Source organism: Qipengyuania sp. CAU 1752, assembly GCF_054482615.1.
The window spans coordinates 1929922-1947510 of the sequence record NZ_JBTLRE010000001.1; the positions used below are offsets into that span (position 1 = coordinate 1929922).

A 17589-nucleotide genomic window follows, 5' to 3' on the forward strand; every position below is an offset into this window, starting at 1 on the left:
ACCCATGAGACACGAATTCGCCTATGAGGAAGCGCAGCGTCACCTCAAACAGCGCAACCGCTTCGCCGCGCTGTCAGCCGTGCTGGGCCTTACCAGCCTGCTGGCGGTCGGCGCGGCGGCGACGCGCGAGGAAAGCGTCATTTTGGTGCCTGTCACGACCGAGCGCCTGACGCTCGGGAGCGGCGGTACCGATGCGCACTACCTCGAACTCGTAACCCGCGACACCGCGCTCATGCTGCTCAATCGCGCACCCGAGAGCCTCGACTACTGGATGGAACAGGTCCTCAAGGTGGCAGATCCGTCAGCGCACGGGAGCCTCAAGGCCGAGCTCGTCAAGATCGTCGACGAGCAGCGCGGTTCGGACATCAGCCAGGCCTTCGTCATCTCGCGGATGGAGGTCGACGCGCAGGCGCTCACCGCTGTCGTCACCGGCACGCTCAAGACCTTCGTCGGTGCGCAGGTGATCGCAAGCCAAGAGCGCAGCTTCGAATTCAGCTGGAACCGCCGCGGCCTCAGTCTCGGCCTTACCGGCTTCCGCCAGCTCCCAACCGAAAACGAGGAGGAGAACCCATGACACTCCTATCCCGCCCCTTCCCCGCCGCGCTGACCGGCGTTGCGCTGGCAATCGCCACGGCCGCCTACGCTTCACCGGCACATGCCGACCAGTTCGTCGAGGCCGCTGATGGCGCCGCGATCGACTGCGTGCTCGCACGCGGCGCGCTGACCCGTATCGCCCTCATCGAGGACGGTTTCGGCAATGTCTCGAAGATGGCGAGCGGCTATCCCTACAACGATTTCGAGGTGACCCACGAGCCGGTGCGCGGCGACATCTATGTCTCGGTGCCGCTGCAATATGCGAGCGCAAGGGTCAGCTTCTTCGCGACGAGCAGCGCGGGCTATGTCTACAAGTTCACCTGCCGCGTCGAAGGCGAGGAAGCGAGCCAGCTCTTCGTCACCAATCCCGCGCTCGCCAAATCCCAGGCGAGCGAGTGGGAAGGCCAAGCCCCGACCCGCGACGAGGCCGCGATCCGGCTGATCGAGGCGATGGCGAGCGACGGGGTTCTGCCGGGCTTCCGGGCCCGCACCGAACTCTCTCGACCACGCCGAACCGACAGTCTCGAAGTGCAGCAGGTCGCCGAATACGAAGGTGCCGAGCTGATCGGTCAGGCCTTTACTCTACGCAATCTCGGCCCGATGCCCGTCGACCTTGCCGGTGAACGCGAGGCGCCCGCCGGGGCGCTGGCCTTTGCCTATGGCCGAGACAGCCTCCAGCCCGGCGAGAGCACGCAGGCCTTCCTCGTCTTTACAAAGGGAGGGCTCGAATAATGGCCGATCCCGACACACGCGATACGCCCGCGGCAGCGCCCAAGGACGAGACGCGCGGCGAAGCCCGGCGCAATCTCAACCGCACGGTGGCGCAGAAGCAGAAGCTGCTGCTCGCCGGGATCGGCGGGGTGGCACTCATCGCCGGTTCGATGTTCATCTTCGGTGGTGAGGATGAAGCGAGCGCCGACGGCGCGGGCGCGACCACGATCGAGACCGGCGCGCTGGTCAATCGCAATCTCTCGCAGCGCGAATTCGTCGCCACTTACGGCAACCGCCTCGATGCGCAGGGCAAGGCGATCAAGGACCTGCAGGAGAGCCAGCTTCCCAAGGCTTCTATCGAGCAGGAGCTCGAAGCGCTGCGCGGCGAAAACGCGCGGATGCTGAGCGACGGCCAGGCGGCGATCGATGCGATCTCGGCGGAGAACGCCGCCTTGCGCTCAGAACTCGAAACCGTCCGCGCCAATCCCCCGATCGCGCCGGCGGCCGCAGTCGATCCGCAGGCTCCGGGCTTTGCTCCCGGACCGCTCGAGCCGCCGAGCGAACCCAAGGCAAGCCTGCTGAGCTTCTCATCCGAAAAGCCGGGCGCAGCCAAAGTCAAGGCAACCGAGAACGCGCCGCCGCTGCTGCTCGAGGCAAGCCGCGATTACCTGCCGCCCAACAGCTATGCACCTGCTACCGTGATCGTCGGGGTCGACGCCTCGACGGGCGTGACCAGCCAGAGCGATCCGCTGCCCGTTGTGCTGCGCATCACCGGCCCGGCGCGCTCGGTGCTGCAGGGCAACAAGCTCCTCACCACCGATCTCACCGGCTGCCTCGTGAACGGCGCGGCGCGCGGCGATCTCTCGGCCGAGAAGGTTTACGTGAAGCTCGTGCGCATGACCTGCGCGCAACCAGGTGGACGCTTCGCGGTCAGCGAGGTCAAGGGGTTCATCGCCTTCGCCGGCAAGTCGGGCGTGCGCGGCAATGTCGTCAGCCGCGAAGGCAGCCTCGTCAGCCAGGCGCTGCTCGCCGGAATCGTCGGCGGCTTCGGCCGCGGCTTCTCGGCCAATGCCAACGGCATCTTTGCGCAGCCTGTCGGCAGCGACGGCAAGCGCGACGCGCTCTCGCCGACCGACATCCTCGCAGGCGGCCTGGGCCAGGGCGCGGGCGAAGCCGCCGACACCGTCAGCAAATACCTCATCGAACGCGCAGAACAGTACCAACCCGTCGTCGAGATGCCGACCGGCATCGCAGTCGAGATCGTCTTTCTTGACGGCGTCCATGTCAGGAGCACACCCCAATGAACTACTCGAACCAGCGGCCCGGCCTCAAGGCGCGCGCCGCGCACATATCGCTCGCCGCCGCCAGCGCAGCAGCCCTCCTTACAAGCGGCGTCGCGATCGTAACCGCCATGCCCGCGCAGGCCGCGATCACGCGAGATGTGGTTGAAGCGCTCAAGCTTCGTCTGCCCAGAACGCCGATCGACGCGCTCGATTGCACGACATTCGCGCCATGGTGCGAGGTCGTCTCGGGAGAGACGCTGTTCTACATCGACGAAGCGGCACGCTACCTCTTCGTCGGGCGGCTCTACGACATGGAGGAGCGGCGCGACGTGACTGCCGCGCGCCTGCTCGAACTCAACCCCGACCTGCTCGCCGCCGGCGCAGCCCGCCACGCCGGCGAGGACACTGGAGGGCGCCATGACGTTGCCGAAACCCGCGACAGGCAGGTCGCGACGCATGTCGATCTCAAAGCCCTTCCCAAGGAAGGCGCGATCCTGTGGGGCAATCCCAAGGGGCTGAAGCTGGTTGTCTTCTCGGATTTCCAGTGCGGCTACTGTAAGCGGCTCACCGGCGAACTCGAAAAGGCAGGCGTTCTTGTCGAGGAACGGCCGATCTCGATCTTCGGCGCGTCGAGCCGCCGCTTGTCCGAGGCGGTGCTGTGCGCCGCCGACCCGGTCGAGGCGCTCCATGCCGCATACACCGGCAAGCACCTCGAACCGCGCGCAACCTGCAAAAAGTCAGCTGCGCTCGATGCCAACGAAGCCTTTGCACAGGCCAACGGCTTTGCCGGAACCCCGGTAATCGTCCGGGCGCGCGACGGTGCGGTGCTGCACGGCTACCGTGATGCAAAGACACTGCGCGCCTTTGCCAATGCCAAGACCGGATCGAAGCAATGAGCGGCGGTGCGACCCGTGTCGGAGCGACGGCAATTCTCGCGTTGATGATCGCCGGCTGTGCGACGCTTGGCGGCAACGTCAAGGGCGACTTTTCCTGCCGGGCACCGGAGGGAAGCTGCGCGCCGACCTCGATGATCGACGATACCGCGACCCGCGTTTCACAGGCAGAACGGTCCGGTCATGCCTCTGCGGGAGCGCACAGGGCCGGTGATCGCGGATTGCGGATCGTTGTTGCGGGCTACCGCGACGGGGCGGGCCGCATCCACGAGGCCCGGGTTGTTCATGTCGTGCTGCCCGATCGCGCTGCCGAGCGCTGGCGCGCGCCGCGTTCGACCGGCGACGTGCTTCGCGCACTGGCGCGTCCGGCTGAAGCAGAAGTCGCCCCGCCCGCCGCCGCAGAAGCAATTCCTTTTCAGCTTTCCAATCCGTCCCCCCAGCAGCCTCCCGATGTCCTGGTCATCCCCTCGCAGGATCTGACGGAGCTGCCCGGCGCCAAAGCGCCGGACCCCGGGGCACCTGGTCGTTCCCCCTCCCCCGGCCAGGTGCCCCACCCCATTCTGCCCGAAGGAGAGCCCAAGTGAACCTCTCGCTATCCTCTGCGCGCGACGCGCTTCTCGCTGGCCTGTTCGGCGATGCGAAAAGGGGCGACCATGCGCAGCCGCGTTTCGCGCTCGACATGCTGTCGGACTGGCTTCCGTACCGCGTCTATGACGAGGGCCCGGGGCTCTACCGCAACGCGCACTCGAAGGGCTTCATTCTCGAAGTCACCCCGCTCATCGGCGCCGACGAGCGGACAGGTGAGATCCTCGGCCAGTTCTTCTCCGAGAGCCTGCCGCAAGGCGCCTGCCTGCAGGTGCTGAACTTCGCGTCCCCGCGCATCGGCGCCATCGTCGGCCCTTGGTTCGCGCCGCGCTACGAGCAGGGCGGGATCTACGAAGCGATTGCGAAAGCCCGCACCAACCGGCTCTACGATCTCGTCTGGAACTCGGGCTCGGCACACGCGCCGTTTCATGCACGCCAAGTGCGTCTGGTGCTCTCGCTCGGCGTTCCGGTGCCCGGAAGCGTCACCGATGCAGAACTCACCGAATGCCGCGACGGGATGGCAGGCATGCTGAACTCGCTCGGCCTTGCATCGAACAGGCTCGAGCCCGCAGGCCTGCTCGCACTGGTCGACGAACTCACCTCGCCGACGACAGCGCGCGAACCCGATCTCACCCACTGGAACCGCGAGGACACGCTCGACGCGCAGGCCATCCGCCGCGATATCGAACTCGAGGTCGAGGACGACCGGCTGATCTTGCGCACCGAGCGCTTCCGCGAAACCGGACGCGGCCGCGACGGCGTGCCGCAAATGGGTGAGTGCTATCCCGATCGCTTCGATGTGCGCCACTACGGCGTGCGCTCTACCCCTGAGCGCTGGGCACCGTGGGAATGCGCGCGGCTCATCGGCGACATGTTCACCGACAAGCTGCGCTTTCCCTGCCCGGCTGCGACCATGCTGTGCCTGCATTATCCCGACCAGGAAGCCGCCTCGGCGCGCGCAGGCTACAAGTTCATGCGCACCACCAGCCTGTCGGAAACGAAGAGCGCACGTTTCCTGCCTAAACTGTCCGAGCAGTCGGCAGAATGGAGACATGTCCAGGCCGAGCTCCAGGCGGGCAAGAAGCTGGTCAAGCTGTTCTACGGTCTCACCACGATCTCGCCGCTCGGCGAAGGCGATGCGCATGAGCGCACGGTCAAGGCTATCTACAAGGCAGCCGGCTGGGACCTCGCCGACGAGCGCTTTCTCCAGCTCCAGGGTCTCGTCGCGGCCTTCCCGCTGAGCCTCGCCGACGGGCTTGTCCACGACCTTGCTCGGCTCAAGCGCTTCCGGACCATGCTCTCGACCACCGCGGCCCATATCGCCCCGCTGCAGGGCGAGTATCTCGGCGGCACTATCCCGCACCTGCTGCTTCTCGGCCGGCGCGGCCAGCCCTTCTTCTGGTCACCCTTCGAGAACGCGGCGGGCAACCACAACATCGCGATCTGCGGGAAGTCGGGCTCGGGCAAGTCTGTGCTCCTGCAGGAACTGTGCGCAGCGCTACGCGGCGCGGGCGCGAAGGTCGTGGTGATCGATGACGGACGCAGTTTTGAGCATTCGGTCAAGCTGCAAGGCGGCCGCTTTGTCGAGTTTACGCTCGCCTCGGGCTTCTCCTTGAATCCATTCTCAATGGTCGATGATGCCCGCGCGCATGAAGACGAGGATTACCAGCTCGACTGCTTTGCGATGATCAAAGCGATCGTCGGCCAGATGGCGCGGCCAAGCGCCGCCCCCTCGGACACCGAGCGCGGGCTGATCGATCTTGCAGTGACCCAGGTCTGGAATACGCTCGGCAGCGGCGGCGCGATCGACGACGTCGCGCATGCACTCCATCAGAGCGACAACGAGGCGGGCAAGGACCTCGCTACCGCGATCGCGCCCTTCTGCCGCGGTGGCAGCTACGCCGGCTTCTTCTCCGGGAAAGCGAGCTTCGCGCTCGAAGACGATTTCACCGTCTTCGAGATGAGCGACCTCGCGTCCCGCGAGGAGCTTCGAAGCGTTGTCCTCTCGGCAATCATGTTCATGACCGGTCAGGCGATGACGCGCTCGTCGCGCTCGACCAAGAAGCTGCTGCTGATCGACGAGGCCTGGGCGATGCTCAAGGGCGGTTCGATGGGCGAGTTCGTCGAGACCTATGCCCGCACCGCGCGCAAATATGGCGGCGCGCTTGCGACCGCGACTCAGTCCTTGAACGACTACTACAAGTCCGATGGTGCGCGCGCCGCGCTCGAAAACAGCGACTGGATGCTGGTGCTCCAACAGAAGCCCGAGACCATCGCCGATTTCCGCAAGGAGGCCCGGCTCGACATGGACGACCGGACCGAGACGCTGATCCGCAGCCTCAAGCGCTCGGGCACCGAGTACAGCGAGATCTACCTCAAAGGTCCCGAGATGGAAGCCGTTGGACGCCTGGTGCTCGACCCACTCTCCGCGACGATCTTCTCCTCCGATCCTGACACCTATGCCGCGATCCACCGCCATGTCGAAAACGGCATGCCGCTGGAGCGCGCAGTCGCGCTGGTCGCAGGTGTGGAAGGAGGCATGTGATGGTGCTCGAGACCACCACGCTCGTCGATCGCGTGCCGCTTCCGTCAGTCAGACAAGCCCGCGACAAGCACCGTGTGATCGACTGGCTGGCGCTGTTCCAGGGCACCTGCCTGGTGCTGATCGAAACGGCAAGCTTCGCGGCGAGCACGCTGCTGCTGGTCCTCGGCCTGCCGCTGTTCGTGTTCCTGGCTGTAGCAGGCTGGGATCTCACGGCGCTGTTCGCGCAGCTCGGCAATCTTGCCGACCATTACCGCACCGCTGAACCGGTCGCGCGCCGCTTCTTTGCCCAGGACCTCCAGATCGCATTCCTCATCGCATCTGGCGGCCTCGCCCTGCTGCGATTGCCGGCTTTCTTGCACCGCCTCGATCGCCGCCTCTCCGAAGGATCTCCTCGCCATGGATAGACTGAACCTCCCGCTGCGCCAGCTGGGCCCGAAACTCCTCGCTTTAGCGGTGCTCGTTGCCGCGCTCCTGTGGGGTGCGTGGATTACGCAGCAAGTCACTGCCGCGCCCAAGCAGCGGATCGTCACGGTCCGGCTTGCCGAGACCATCGGGACATTCGTCGAGGAGGCCGCGCGCGCCGATGCCGATCCGGCGGTCGTCCAGGCGGCTAGCCTTGCCTACCTCAAGGCCGCCGAAAGCGCCGTCGCCGACATGGGCCATGACGGCCGCGTGGTGCTGGTTGCCGAGGCCGTGCTCGCGGGCGCTGCCGAAGACGCAACCCCCGAACTCGAGCAGCGCATTGCGGACCAGCTCGCCGGGGAGAAGCAGCCATGAGCCTGACCCGCTCGATCCTCCGTACGCTGCTGCTCTCGGGGCTGGTCCTGCTACCGCTCGCCTGGGCGCCGCTCGATGCCTTCAGCAAGGACCACGCGTTCCTCATCAATGCGAGCCCGAGCCTGCCCAACTGGGCGTTCTGGCTCGACAAGCACGCGCCGATCAAACGCGGCAGCCTGATCTTCTTCGAGCCGCCGCAAAGCGAGCTGGTCGAAAGGCATTTCGGAAAAGGACCGCAGATGTTCGGCAAGCGCGTGCTTGGCATGCCGGGCGATGTCGTGCGCCACGAGGGCGATGCGGTCTTCATCAACGGGAAGCAGGTCGCGAGCCTGCTCGAGGTCACCCGCCTTGGCGTGCCGCTCGCGCGCGGTCCCGAAGGCGCAATACCGGAAGGTTGCTACTACACCGGCACCAGCCATCCCCGCGGGCTCGACAGCCGCTATGGCGCAATCGGCTTCGTGTGCCGCGGACAAATCCTTGGCAGCGGGAGGGCGATCCTGTGATGCGCTCCCTCTTTCCGCTTGGCGCGCTTCTCCTCGCTGCGCTCCCTGCCAGCCTGCAGGCACGAGACTACGGCCAGCGCGGCGCGGTCTTCCCCGTGATCGAGCGCGATCTCTTGGAACAGATCCATACGCGCCTCGCCCAGATGGAAAAGTCGGGCGAGACCGCGCGGCTCAACGAGGAACTCAAGCGTCGCACGATCGCCCGCGTCAACCGGCCTGATCCGGTTGCCGGCGTGATCCGCGCAAGCGCAAGCCGCAGCTGGGCGTTCGACCCGACGATCACGCTTGCTGCCGATATCCGCGGGGCCAAAGGCGAGCTCATCCATGCTGCCGGAACGAGGGTCAACCCGCTCGACAGCGTCAAGCTGCGCGGCGACCTCCTGTTTCTCGACGGCGACGATCCGGCGCAGGTCGCCTGGTCGCTGAGGCAAGAGGTCAATGCCAAGCTGATCCTCGTCAAGGGTGCGCCGCTCGAGCTGATGAAGGCCCGCCAGCGAAGGTTCTATTTCGACCAGGGCGGCAAGCTGACGCAAAAATTCGGCATCAAGGCCGTTCCCGCGCGGGTGCGCCAGAACGGGCGCGTCCTCGAAGTCAGCGAGATTGCGCTGTCGCGCCGGAAGGCACAGCCATGACCGGAATCCGCGCCTTCCTCGTACTCTTCACGGCGATGCTGTCGCTGGTCTTCGCATCACCAGCTTCGGCCGATGCCGGTCCGGGCAAGTGCACCGGGCAATTCGTCAACCCCATCACCGACATCTGCTGGTCGTGCCTGTTCCCGATATCGGTCGGCGGGCTCGAAATCTGGCCGAGCAATCGCCCCGATCCCGACAATCCCGATCTGCCCGTTTGCCTGTGCGGGCTTCGCCCTGGCATCGCGATGGGGTTCTGGGAGCCGGTGCGGCTCGCCGATGTCAGCATGAAGCCGTGGTGCTTCGTCAATTTGGGCGGCATGAAGCTCGATCCCGGCTTTGATATCGGCTTTCGCTCGATCTCGGGTCCTTCGGCGGTGGGCGGCGCGAGCCAGTATTATTCGAGCTGGCACGTCCACTGGTATGCCTATCCACTGATCTACTGGATGGAGATCGTCGCCGATTTTCTGTGCCTTGAGCCGGGCTCGATCGACATCCTCTACATCTCCGAGATCGATCCGCTGTGGCAGGACAGCGAGCTCACCGCGATCATCAACCCTGAAGCGGTGCTCTTCGCCAACCCGCTGGCGCTCGCCGCCTGCGCTGCGGATTGCGCTGCATCGACCGCGAACCTGCCGCTCGACGAGATGTTCTGGTGCGCAGGCTGCCAGGGCTCGATGTACCCGATGAATGGCAATGTCTCGGCCTCGATCGGACATGTGCAGGCCTCGCGGCTCGTGCTCTCGCGCTTCGCTTACAAGCTCCACCGCGAGCTGGTCTCGTGGGGGACGATGGGTTCGAAGGGTCTGTGCGGCAAGTACCTCATGCCGGTGATGCGCAAGCAGCAATACCGCTTCCAGGCCACCAATCCCAATCCGGCGACGAAGGGCCGCTACGCCTGCCCGCCCGTCGGTGCCTCCACCACCTTCCAGTCCCCCGGACAGGTCATCCCCGCCATCGGCGAAGACATGGGATACCTCGTCTGGCGCAAGAGGAATTGCTGCGCGCTATGAGAAACGCCTTCCCCCTACTCGTTGGGCTGAGCCTCGTGATCGCTGCCGGATTTGCCGCAGCTTCTGCGCAGGATGCCGGGCCCGACCTTGACCTGGCTGAGATCCGCGCGCGCGCGGCCGAACATGCCGCCGACGCCGAGGCTCTCGCCACATCGGTCAGGACAAAAGCGAATGCCCTCGCAGACGACGCGCGCGCCGCTCAGCAAACGGCTTTCGACAATCGCGCAGCCTATGCCGAGACTGCGCAGGCGACCGCGAATGCCGGGCCGCTCGATATCGATGGCATGATCCGCGCCCAGGCCGATGCGGAAGTCGCAGCGATGGGCGACACGCCCCGGTTCATCGCTTTTGCCTCATTAGCAATGCCCGAGCCCTCATTGAAGGCGCTGGTTCGCGATGTCTCGAGGGCCGGCGGCGTCACCGTGCTGCGCGGATTCCCCCAAGGCGACAGCGCGCGCTTCAAGAAGCGCATCGCCGCTATCTGGAGCGATAGCGATGATGCCGACGCGCTCGGGATCGACCCGCGCCTGTTCCGCGCCTTCGATATCAAGGTTGCCCCGAGCTTCGTGATGATCGCGAGCGATTTTGCCCCGTGCGACGGGTTCGACTGCAATGACGTCCTGCCGCCGCACGACCGCCTTGCGGGCAATATCAGCGTGGCCGAAGTGCTCGACACCTTTGCTTCGGGAGGCGGTCCGGGAGCACAACTCGCTCGCCTCCACCTTCGTCGCCTCGAAGGAGAACGGCCATGAGGCTCACACAATCGCTTCGCATAGGACTGCTCGCCCTTCTTGCCATAGCCGCGCCCCTTTCCGCGCAGCAGCAGGACGCGCGGGCCGATGGCAAGGCATTCGGCGAAAGCCTGCGCGGCGAAGCGCAAGAAGCTGCCAGGTCGCAGCCCGACGCATCCACCCTCCCCAACTACGATCGCAATGCCGTGCGTGACCTCGAAACGCTCGCCGACGATCCCGACCGGATCGAAAGTAGCGCGGCAGCCGCTGCCACCGGACACCAGGGCTATCGGGCGGTGCGCGACAGCGTGGCCAATCGCGCGCGCTTCGATCCAAGTGAGATCGAGGACGTTATCGCGCGCAGCCTCGCCATCAACGAGACCCCGCTCGACTATACCAGTGGCATGGATATCTCCGGCGGTCAGGGCAATTGCGTGCCGCTGCCGCCCGGGTCCGGATCGGCAGGGACCTACACCGCGACCTGCAACACCGGCACGCGGATCGACCAGTCGGTGGGTCAGTGCGCGGTGCCGCTCGTTGCCAGCGTGACCCGGCGCCAGCAATGGCACTATCTCTGCAATGAGACCAGCACAGTCTATGGATATCCCTGGTGCTCGGCATTCGATGGAGGCTCGTGCCGGATCACCGGGTATCGGCCCGGCCCCTGCCTCCAGTGGCGGCAGGACCAGTTCTATAGATACTGCACCGAACCTGGCGACCCCATCGCCGAAATCACATGCGACACTCCAGATGCGCGCTACACGCCCTATGCGGTGACCACGGACAACTCGATCGATACCTTTTCCGACGAGAGCCAGTGCACCGGATTTGCCGATAATGGCGATTGCACGCTCGACAATGAGATCTGCACCGATGCCGATCCGCAGACCCGCGTGATCGACGGTGTCTCGGTTACGCGGCCCTGCTGGGAATGGCAGCGCAGCTACACCTGCACATCGCGCGAGGCGGCGAGCGACTGTTCCGACATCGAAAGCCATGGCACCTGCCGGTTCATCGGCGAGGATTGCTTAACCGACGAAGACCCGTGCGAGACCTGGGAGCGCATCTACGAATGCCCCCTCCCCGGAACTGACAGTTCCACCCAATATGTCTGCGACGGCGATGTCTATTGCATCGATGGCAGCTGCGAGACGATCGAGCGCACCGCCAACGATGAGTTCAAGGATGCCGCGGTCGCATTGCACGCCATGGACGAGGCGCGCGGCCAGTTCGATCCGAACACGCTGACGCTGTTCCGCGGCACGCGCAACACCTGCTCGTCCAAGGTCTTCGGCGTCTTCAACTGCTGCAAGGGCAAGGGTTTCCCGCTCATTCCGGGGATCAGCCTGCTGGTTGCGCTCGGCTGCGATCGCGAGGAAGTGCTACTCCACCAGCGCGATGCGCAGGGGCTGTGCGCCTATGTGGGGACCTATTGTTCGGACAAGTTCCTCGGCGTCTGCCTCACCAAGAAGAAGGTCTACTGCTGCTTTGAGTCCAAGCTCTCGCGGATCCTGCAGGAACAGGGACGTCGCCAGCTCCCCAAGCCATGGGACAAGCCCAAAGAAGAGCAATGTGAGGGGTTCACTCTCGACGAGTTTGCCCGGCTCGACCTCAGCCGGATGGATTTCAGCGAAGTCTATGCCGAGTTCACCGACGCGGCCCGACTTCCCGACGAACTCGAGACCAGCATCCTCATCCAGCAGAGGATCGAAGATTATTACGCAAGGGGCGGCCAATGACCCATCTGCATCACCTAACGGCGCTCGCGCTCGGCATAGCTGCCCTGCCCACCACTTCGGCCCAGGCGCAGGAGCGGCAGGACACAAGATCGACCACCGCTGCCGACGCGCTCTACTGCCAAGAGCGTAGGCTCGGCTACTGGTTCTACTGCGTGAAGCCCGCTCCCATTGAAGAGCCACAACAGCCTGAAGCCGAGCAGATCGCGGCCAGCCAAGAACTCGACGCGATCACCTCCGAGCTTCGCGAACTCAAGGCGCGCGCGATCCTCTATCCGACCGAGGCCAATGTAGCGGCCTATATCCGCTTCCAGCGCGCGCAGCTCGACCGCGCCTCGCTGTTCTCCGATGTCTGGCAGCGGGCGATCTGGCAGGACCCGGACCTCGACTACACGCTTGAACGCCCCGTCGGAGCGGTCGCCAAGAAGCAGTGGCAGGATGCCCGCAGCGCGGAGCGCGATCACGTCATGGCAACGCTCTCGCAGCGCTACGGCCTTTTCTATTTCTTCAGTTCGACCTGCGGACCGTGCGAAGTGATGAGCCCGATCGTGAAGGGCGTCGCCGACCGCTGGCGGATCACCGTGCGCGCGATCTCCACCGATGGCGGTCCATCCCGGCATTTTCCCGACTATCGGGTCGAGACGAACCAGCGCGGCAAGCTTGGTCTCGAAGGCAAAGCCACCCCCGCTCTGGTGCTGTGGGACAGCGTGACCAAACGCCCGATTCCGATCGGCTACGGCGTGCTCTCGGCCGACGAGCTGCAGTACCGCATCTACCTTCTCACCTCCAAGGAAGCCGGACATGATTACTAGCATCCGCAATGCGGCATTGACCCTTGCCGCCGCCAGCATGGTTGCCTCACCGGTCGCCGCGAATGTTGGCGACAGCATGGACCGCTTCATGGACGACATGGGGGCGGCGGCGAATGTCACCGGCCCGACCGCCTTCGAAGGCCAGTCGGCAGGCTATTACAGCCTCGGCAATGTCTGGACGCGCTTCCCTCAGAAGACGACCAACATCGCCAATCTCCAGCTGCCGCGCGCAAGGGCGGGCTGCGGCGGCATCGATATCTTTGCCGGCTCCTTTTCGTTCATCAACGCGAGCGAGATGGTCGCGCTCCTGAAGGCCGTTGCCAACAACGCGGTCGGCTTCGCGTTCAGCCTGGCGATCGATACCGTGTGCCCAGAGTGCAACAAGATCATGCAGGAGTTTAGCCAGAAGGCTCAGCTCATGAACAATCTCTCGATCAACTCCTGCGAGATGGCGCAGGGACTGGTCGGCGGACTGTGGCCCAAGGGCGATCTCGCCGACAAGGCGATCTGCGAAGCGATCGGGAACTCCGAAGGGATCTTTACCGATTATGCGGCCGCCAAGCACGGCTGCGGCACGCGCGGCCAGCGCGCGTCGACCAACGAGGGCGCCGGTACCGACTATGCCGACGTCAATCCCGGCGTGCCGCGCAACTACACCTGGCACGTCCTGAAAAAGAGCGCCTTCTTCAATCCGGGTGGTACCTTTGACCGCGAACTAGCCGAATACGCCATGACGCTGATTGGCACGGTCATCTACGTGCCGCCCAAGGATGATGAACCCGGCAAGTTCGTGCCGTTCGCGGGCGACGCGTCCTCGACGCTCGTAAGCGCGCTCCTAGACGGGACGCAGGGCCAGACCGTGCGCGTTTTCCGCTGCGACGAGACCGATCTCTGCCTCAATCCCACCTTCGAGCAGATGAGCCTATCGAATGCAAAGGCCATCCGCCCGCGGGTCGCGCTCCTCATCGGGAACATGGTCGATGCGATCCGGGCCGACACCGCGATCGGCAATGCCGAAAAGGAACTGCTGCAGGTCGCCGCTGTCCCCTTGTACAAGATCCTTACCGTCCAGGCCGCCTATGGACGCGGCATGCCGACCGACGACCGCGAAACGCTCGCCGAGATCGCCAGCATCGATCTGCTCTATGCCATCCTCGACCGGATCGTCTCGGAAGCCGGTCGCTCGATGGCGAGCTTCATCGCCGCCGATGAAGCCAAGCTTGCGATCTGGCGCGGCCAGGTCGCCGAAGTGCGCTCTGGCCTGGTCCAGAGGCAGGCTACTGGACAGGCCAAGGTCTCGGCGATCATGCAGATCATCGAGAAGACCGCGATGATCGAGAACGCGCTCGCCGCTTCGATGTCGCCCTCGATGTCCGCAGCGCTCGACTGGTCACGCGGCCTCCAGTCGCGCTCGATTATTCCCTGAGTCGAGCGCCATGGTCGAAATCTTCACAACCGGCGGCGGTGAGTACATCGTCAATGTCTTGAACGCCGTCGCCGCGTGGACCGGGGCCGGTGGCTACAAGAGCCTGATCCAGGTGGCGCTGGTCTTGGGCATGGCGCTTGCGGTCATTGTCGTCGCGTTCAACCAGGACTGGCGCGCCTGGCTCAACTGGTTCCTCGGCGCGACTCTCATCTACATGTGCCTGATGGTTCCGCGCATGGATGTGCAGGTCACCGACCGCGTCAATCCGAGCCTTGCACCGGCCACGGTCGCCAATGTCCCGCTGGGCCTAGCGCTCATGGCAAGCTTTACCAGCCAAGCGGGCGACTACCTAACCCGTTCCGCCGAGCTCGTCTTCGGCCTTCCCGACGATCTCAACTATTCGAAGAACGGCATGATTTACGGCGCGCGCCTGCTCGAAGCGACGCGGTCCCTGCGCATTGCCGACCCCGAATTTGCCGCCAATTTCGACGAACATGTCCGTCAATGCGTATTCTACGACCTGCTGCTCGGTCGCTACTCGATGAAGGAATTGTCGGAGAGCAACGATATCTGGGCGACCATTGCGCCCGGCAGTGCCGCGCGTGCGCAGCGCTTCCTCACCCGGCAGGCGGACGATAGCGTCACGGCCACGATCATCACCTGCCGCGAAGCATACACTGCGCTCTCCAACCAGTGGGCCGGGCTTATCGATGAGATGACACAGGTCGCCGGGCGCCAGCTCTACCCCCGGCAGACCGAAGCGCTCGCGAAGGCCAAGCTCATCGCCGACCTGCCGATTGCCTATCAATACCTCACCGGCGTCTCGAAGGATGCAAGCAGCATCTTCCGCCAAGTTCTGACCATCAACGCCATGAACCAGGCGATGCATGGATTTGCCGGAGCTAGCGGCGCATCGAGCGTCGATGTGTTCGCGCTGACCCGCGCCGATATCCAGACCGAACGGACCTATTCTTCGATCGCGCATAACGCGATGAAGTGGGTCCCGATCCTCAATGTCGTCCTGACGGTCGTATTCTACGCGCTTTTTCCGGTGCTCTTCCCACTGTTCCTGATGCCCAAGACCGGACCGATCGCGCTCAAAGGATACGTCACGGGCTTCTTCTATCTGGCAGCTTGGGGGCCGCTGTTCGTCATCCTGCACATGATCCTGATGCTCAAGGGCGCGAGCGATGTGGCGGCAGCGGGCGGCGCAAGCGGGCTCAGCCTCGCGACCTTCTCCGGCATGACCGACGTCAACAACGATATCGGGATCCTGGCCGGCTACCTCGTCGCATCGATACCGTTCCTTGCAGGCGGCGTCGCCAGGGGCGCGCTCGCAATATCGGGCCAGGCAACGAGCTACCTCAATCCGAGCCAGAACGCGGCAGAAGAGGCGGCGCGCGAAGCGAGCACCGGCAATGTTTCGCTCGGGAATACCAGCCTTGAGAACTCGAACGTGTTTTCGCGGCAGTTTGCGCAAGCCAGCCTCGCTCCCAACATTGGCTACGGCGCCGCGCAGACGCGAGCCACAAGCGAAAACGGCACCCAGACCACCGGCTTCCCTCAAGCCGAATTCGCCACCGTGCCGACCTCGAGCTATCCGTTCACCCCGACACTCGGGCAGGACTTCTCGAGCCGGCTTGCGACCATGGCGAGCCAGAGCCGCGGCCAGAGCGAGACCTTCTCGAACCTTGCCCAGCAGTCGACGAGTTCGGCTGTCACCCGCTTCAGCGAGCTACGCGATGCGTACACCCGCTCGCGCTCGAACGAGAGCGTCAGTGGCACGTCAACGAGCGACAGCATCGGCAGCGCCTTCAGCGAGGTCGACAACGCCTCGAAGACACTTCAGCAGCAATTCGGGCTGTCGCGCCGCGCGGCCGATGACATCACCGTATCTTGGTTCTTGAACGGGGATGGCGCTCTAGGACTGAAGGGAGAAAAAGGCGCTGGCTCGGCGAGCATAGGTGTTAAGGGAGGACGCAACCAGAGTTGGACCGACAGTGATATCGGGATCGCCTCCGAGGATCGCTCGCGCATCATGGGCGCGCTGAGCCAGATCTCGGACAGTCGCAGCTGGTCGAGCACGCGCGAAGGCTTCCTGCGCGAAACGAGTTCGAGTTCGGAGGCGCTGGTGTCAAGCAGCTCGGCCGGGATTACCACGTCGATCACCGAAGCGCAGAGCTATACCCGCGAAGCGCGCCGAGCCGAGGAGATCGCCAGCCGCCTCGAGAACCAGGCGAGTTGGTACGAGAGTGCCAATGCCGCAGGCACTCTCAACCTCAGCCAGGCCTATCGCGAATGGGGCATGGCGGAGATCGAGGCTAACCGGGATTACTACGGTCCGGTGCGCTTTGACGACATCGACTTCCAGATGAGCGTGCGGGGCCAGCAGCTTCAGGCGCGGTTCGTCGAAGGCTATGCGGACCAGCTCAATGCCGAGATCTCGGGCGACCTGGTCTTGCCGGCCTCTGCGTCCATCGCTCGGCCCTCGGCGAGCAGCGCCGAGAGCGTCCGGGGATCAGTGCGGCTTGACGGTGTGCCGGGAAGCCTGAGCGCCCCGTCCAGCGAACGTGAAGACATCGCCCGTGATGTCGATCGGGTGCAGCAACAGGGAGATCGACGGATCGGGACCGTGAAAGGCTACCTCGATGGCAAGACCCGCGATGCGAAGGGAGCCTCGGCCGAAGCGGCAGACGATGTTAAGGAATGGTAGGCTGCTAAAGGATGACGTCGTGCACAATTACGAACACGACAAAAGCTGCCAATGCAGCAAAAATCGCAATCAACTTGAGCCGTCCCCAAGGGTCAGCCCAAGTCTTTTTCCAGGTGTAGGAAGTGAGACGGTTCTCGGCGATGGCCCGGTCGACTTCACGAAGACCTTCCCAGTCCTGCTTGCCACCAGTGGGATTGTTGTCTGGATCGCTCATCGCTCATTCTCCTTCAGTGGTAAATCGGCGCTCTCACCTCTAAATCGTCCCAACAGATCGCTGATAAAATAGACAAGAAGCATCACGAAAGCGAGAACGCTATCTTGGCCTGCAGACTCGAAAATTTATTGCGTCGAAGATCGATCAGCTATGCGAGGACGGCGAGCAGAACGGGGCAAGACTCTGGCAGGTTGTGGTCCGTCGCTATGAGCAACTTGCCGCGCGCAAGTCCCATTCCTGATGGAACTGTTGGGATCTCCAGCCTCGACTGACTGCAGATAGGCTTCCAGCCGCTCTAGCGTTCGTCGACGCGGCCTTCGTCCTTGCCGGAGGTCGAGTACGAATCGAGGATCACCGACTGCGCGCCTGCCGAAGCGTGTAGCCGAAATATGATGATCTTTCAGATGCTTTTCGATCCGTTCCA

At 64.3% G+C, this 17589-nt stretch carries 18 protein-coding genes; 17 read left to right on the top strand and 1 reads right to left on the bottom strand.

Going from position 1 to position 17589, the window contains the following annotated elements; genetic code table 11:
* Nucleotides 1-4: 4 nt before the first annotated feature.
* The 16 genes from ACXYL9_RS09435 to ACXYL9_RS09510 are packed head-to-tail and all read left to right on the top strand — an operon-like array spanning nucleotide 5 to nucleotide 16951.
* Nucleotides 5-574 carry a type IV conjugative transfer system protein TraE gene (locus ACXYL9_RS09435; protein WP_152434338.1) on the top strand — a complete coding sequence of 190 codons (570 nt, stop codon included), beginning with the start codon at nucleotides 5-7 and terminating at the stop codon, nucleotides 572-574.
* The gene (locus ACXYL9_RS09440) at nucleotides 571-1326 is read left to right on the top strand and encodes a type-F conjugative transfer system secretin TraK (protein ID WP_173214073.1); all 756 of its coding nucleotides are present in this window, start codon (nucleotides 571-573) and stop codon (nucleotides 1324-1326) included. The genes ACXYL9_RS09435 and ACXYL9_RS09440 overlap by 4 nt, the downstream gene beginning before the upstream one ends.
* Nucleotides 1326-2609 carry a TraB/VirB10 family protein gene (locus ACXYL9_RS09445; RefSeq protein WP_173214071.1) on the top strand — a complete coding sequence of 428 codons (1284 nt, stop codon included), beginning with the start codon at nucleotides 1326-1328 and terminating at the stop codon, nucleotides 2607-2609. Before ACXYL9_RS09440 ends, ACXYL9_RS09445 begins: the two co-directional genes overlap by 1 nt.
* On the top strand, nucleotides 2606-3484 hold the full coding sequence (locus ACXYL9_RS09450; protein ID WP_137678732.1) for a DsbC family protein: 879 nt from the start codon (nucleotides 2606-2608) through the stop codon (nucleotides 3482-3484). The genes ACXYL9_RS09445 and ACXYL9_RS09450 overlap by 4 nt, the downstream gene beginning before the upstream one ends.
* On the top strand, nucleotides 3481-4065 hold the full coding sequence (locus ACXYL9_RS09455; RefSeq protein ID WP_459039291.1) for a hypothetical protein: 585 nt from the start codon (nucleotides 3481-3483) through the stop codon (nucleotides 4063-4065). Before ACXYL9_RS09450 ends, ACXYL9_RS09455 begins: the two co-directional genes overlap by 4 nt.
* A complete protein-coding gene (gene traC / locus ACXYL9_RS09460) occupies nucleotides 4062-6611 on the top strand; it encodes a type IV secretion system protein TraC (RefSeq protein WP_173214069.1) in 2550 nt (849 codons plus the stop codon). Before ACXYL9_RS09455 ends, traC begins: the two co-directional genes overlap by 4 nt.
* Nucleotides 6611-7015, top strand: coding sequence for a hypothetical protein (locus ACXYL9_RS09465; RefSeq protein WP_173214067.1), 405 nt, complete (start codon nucleotides 6611-6613; stop codon nucleotides 7013-7015). The genes traC and ACXYL9_RS09465 overlap by 1 nt, the downstream gene beginning before the upstream one ends.
* Nucleotides 7008-7388: a TrbI F-type domain-containing protein gene (locus ACXYL9_RS09470; protein WP_173214066.1), complete on the top strand. Its 381-nt coding sequence runs from the start codon at nucleotides 7008-7010 to the stop codon at nucleotides 7386-7388. Before ACXYL9_RS09465 ends, ACXYL9_RS09470 begins: the two co-directional genes overlap by 8 nt.
* Nucleotides 7385-7891 (top strand): S26 family signal peptidase, encoded by a 507-nt coding sequence (locus tag ACXYL9_RS09475; RefSeq protein WP_173214065.1) that lies wholly within the window; start codon nucleotides 7385-7387, stop codon nucleotides 7889-7891. Before ACXYL9_RS09470 ends, ACXYL9_RS09475 begins: the two co-directional genes overlap by 4 nt.
* Nucleotides 7891-8523: a type-F conjugative transfer system protein TraW gene (gene traW / locus ACXYL9_RS09480; RefSeq protein ID WP_173214064.1), complete on the top strand. Its 633-nt coding sequence runs from the start codon at nucleotides 7891-7893 to the stop codon at nucleotides 8521-8523. Before ACXYL9_RS09475 ends, traW begins: the two co-directional genes overlap by 1 nt.
* A complete protein-coding gene (traU, locus tag ACXYL9_RS09485) occupies nucleotides 8520-9533 on the top strand; it encodes a conjugal transfer pilus assembly protein TraU (protein ID WP_173214063.1) in 1014 nt (337 codons plus the stop codon). Before traW ends, traU begins: the two co-directional genes overlap by 4 nt.
* Nucleotides 9530-10285 carry a type-F conjugative transfer system pilin assembly protein TrbC gene (gene trbC / locus ACXYL9_RS09490; RefSeq protein WP_173214062.1) on the top strand — a complete coding sequence of 252 codons (756 nt, stop codon included), beginning with the start codon at nucleotides 9530-9532 and terminating at the stop codon, nucleotides 10283-10285. Before traU ends, trbC begins: the two co-directional genes overlap by 4 nt.
* The gene (locus tag ACXYL9_RS09495) at nucleotides 10282-12003 is read left to right on the top strand and encodes a conjugal transfer protein TraN (RefSeq protein WP_173214061.1); all 1722 of its coding nucleotides are present in this window, start codon (nucleotides 10282-10284) and stop codon (nucleotides 12001-12003) included. The genes trbC and ACXYL9_RS09495 overlap by 4 nt, the downstream gene beginning before the upstream one ends.
* Nucleotides 12000-12812, top strand: a complete 813-nt coding sequence (locus ACXYL9_RS09500; protein ID WP_173214059.1) for a conjugal transfer protein TraF — start codon at nucleotides 12000-12002, stop codon at nucleotides 12810-12812. Before ACXYL9_RS09495 ends, ACXYL9_RS09500 begins: the two co-directional genes overlap by 4 nt.
* Nucleotides 12802-14238, top strand: a complete 1437-nt coding sequence (locus ACXYL9_RS09505; RefSeq protein WP_173214057.1) for a conjugal transfer protein TraH — start codon at nucleotides 12802-12804, stop codon at nucleotides 14236-14238. The genes ACXYL9_RS09500 and ACXYL9_RS09505 overlap by 11 nt, the downstream gene beginning before the upstream one ends.
* 10 nt (nucleotides 14239-14248) lie before the next feature.
* Nucleotides 14249-16951: a conjugal transfer protein TraG N-terminal domain-containing protein gene (locus ACXYL9_RS09510; RefSeq protein ID WP_173214055.1), complete on the top strand. Its 2703-nt coding sequence runs from the start codon at nucleotides 14249-14251 to the stop codon at nucleotides 16949-16951.
* Between the two features lie 4 nt (nucleotides 16952-16955).
* Here the strand turns inward: ACXYL9_RS09510 and ACXYL9_RS09515 are convergent, their stop codons facing one another.
* Complete coding sequence (locus tag ACXYL9_RS09515) at nucleotides 16956-17165, bottom strand: hypothetical protein (RefSeq protein ID WP_173214054.1); 210 nt, start codon at nucleotides 17163-17165, stop codon at nucleotides 16956-16958.
* A gap of 109 nt (nucleotides 17166-17274) precedes the next feature.
* On the opposite strand from ACXYL9_RS09515, the gene ACXYL9_RS09520 reads away from it, so the two are divergent.
* Nucleotides 17275-17406: a DUF6961 family protein gene (locus ACXYL9_RS09520; protein ID WP_371815550.1), complete on the top strand. Its 132-nt coding sequence runs from the start codon at nucleotides 17275-17277 to the stop codon at nucleotides 17404-17406.
* Nucleotides 17407-17589: the final 183 nt, after the last annotated feature.

Bases quoted from the DNA above. Each gene is read 5' to 3' on its own strand.
- ACXYL9_RS09475 (WP_173214065.1), top strand. From the start codon at position 7,385: ATGAGCCTGACCCGCTCGATCCTCCGTACGCTGCTGCTCTCGGGGCTG.
- traW (WP_173214064.1), top strand. From the start codon at position 7,891: ATGCGCTCCCTCTTTCCGCTTGGCGCGCTTCTCCTCGCTGCGCTCCCT.
- ACXYL9_RS09450 (WP_137678732.1), top strand. From the start codon at position 2,606: ATGAACTACTCGAACCAGCGGCCCGGCCTCAAGGCGCGCGCCGCGCAC.
- ACXYL9_RS09465 (WP_173214067.1), top strand. From the start codon at position 6,611: ATGGTGCTCGAGACCACCACGCTCGTCGATCGCGTGCCGCTTCCGTCA.
- ACXYL9_RS09495 (WP_173214061.1), top strand. From the start codon at position 10,282: ATGAGGCTCACACAATCGCTTCGCATAGGACTGCTCGCCCTTCTTGCC.
- ACXYL9_RS09505 (WP_173214057.1), top strand. From the start codon at position 12,802: ATGATTACTAGCATCCGCAATGCGGCATTGACCCTTGCCGCCGCCAGC.
- ACXYL9_RS09515 (WP_173214054.1), bottom strand. From the start codon at position 17,165: ATGAGCGATCCAGACAACAATCCCACTGGTGGCAAGCAGGACTGGGAA.
- ACXYL9_RS09500 (WP_173214059.1), top strand. From the start codon at position 12,000: ATGACCCATCTGCATCACCTAACGGCGCTCGCGCTCGGCATAGCTGCC.
- traU (WP_173214063.1), top strand. From the start codon at position 8,520: ATGACCGGAATCCGCGCCTTCCTCGTACTCTTCACGGCGATGCTGTCG.
- trbC (WP_173214062.1), top strand. From the start codon at position 9,530: ATGAGAAACGCCTTCCCCCTACTCGTTGGGCTGAGCCTCGTGATCGCT.
- ACXYL9_RS09435 (WP_152434338.1), top strand. From the start codon at position 5: ATGAGACACGAATTCGCCTATGAGGAAGCGCAGCGTCACCTCAAACAG.
- ACXYL9_RS09440 (WP_173214073.1), top strand. From the start codon at position 571: ATGACACTCCTATCCCGCCCCTTCCCCGCCGCGCTGACCGGCGTTGCG.
- ACXYL9_RS09470 (WP_173214066.1), top strand. From the start codon at position 7,008: ATGGATAGACTGAACCTCCCGCTGCGCCAGCTGGGCCCGAAACTCCTC.
- ACXYL9_RS09455 (WP_459039291.1), top strand. From the start codon at position 3,481: ATGAGCGGCGGTGCGACCCGTGTCGGAGCGACGGCAATTCTCGCGTTG.
- ACXYL9_RS09510 (WP_173214055.1), top strand. From the start codon at position 14,249: ATGGTCGAAATCTTCACAACCGGCGGCGGTGAGTACATCGTCAATGTC.
- ACXYL9_RS09445 (WP_173214071.1), top strand. From the start codon at position 1,326: ATGGCCGATCCCGACACACGCGATACGCCCGCGGCAGCGCCCAAGGAC.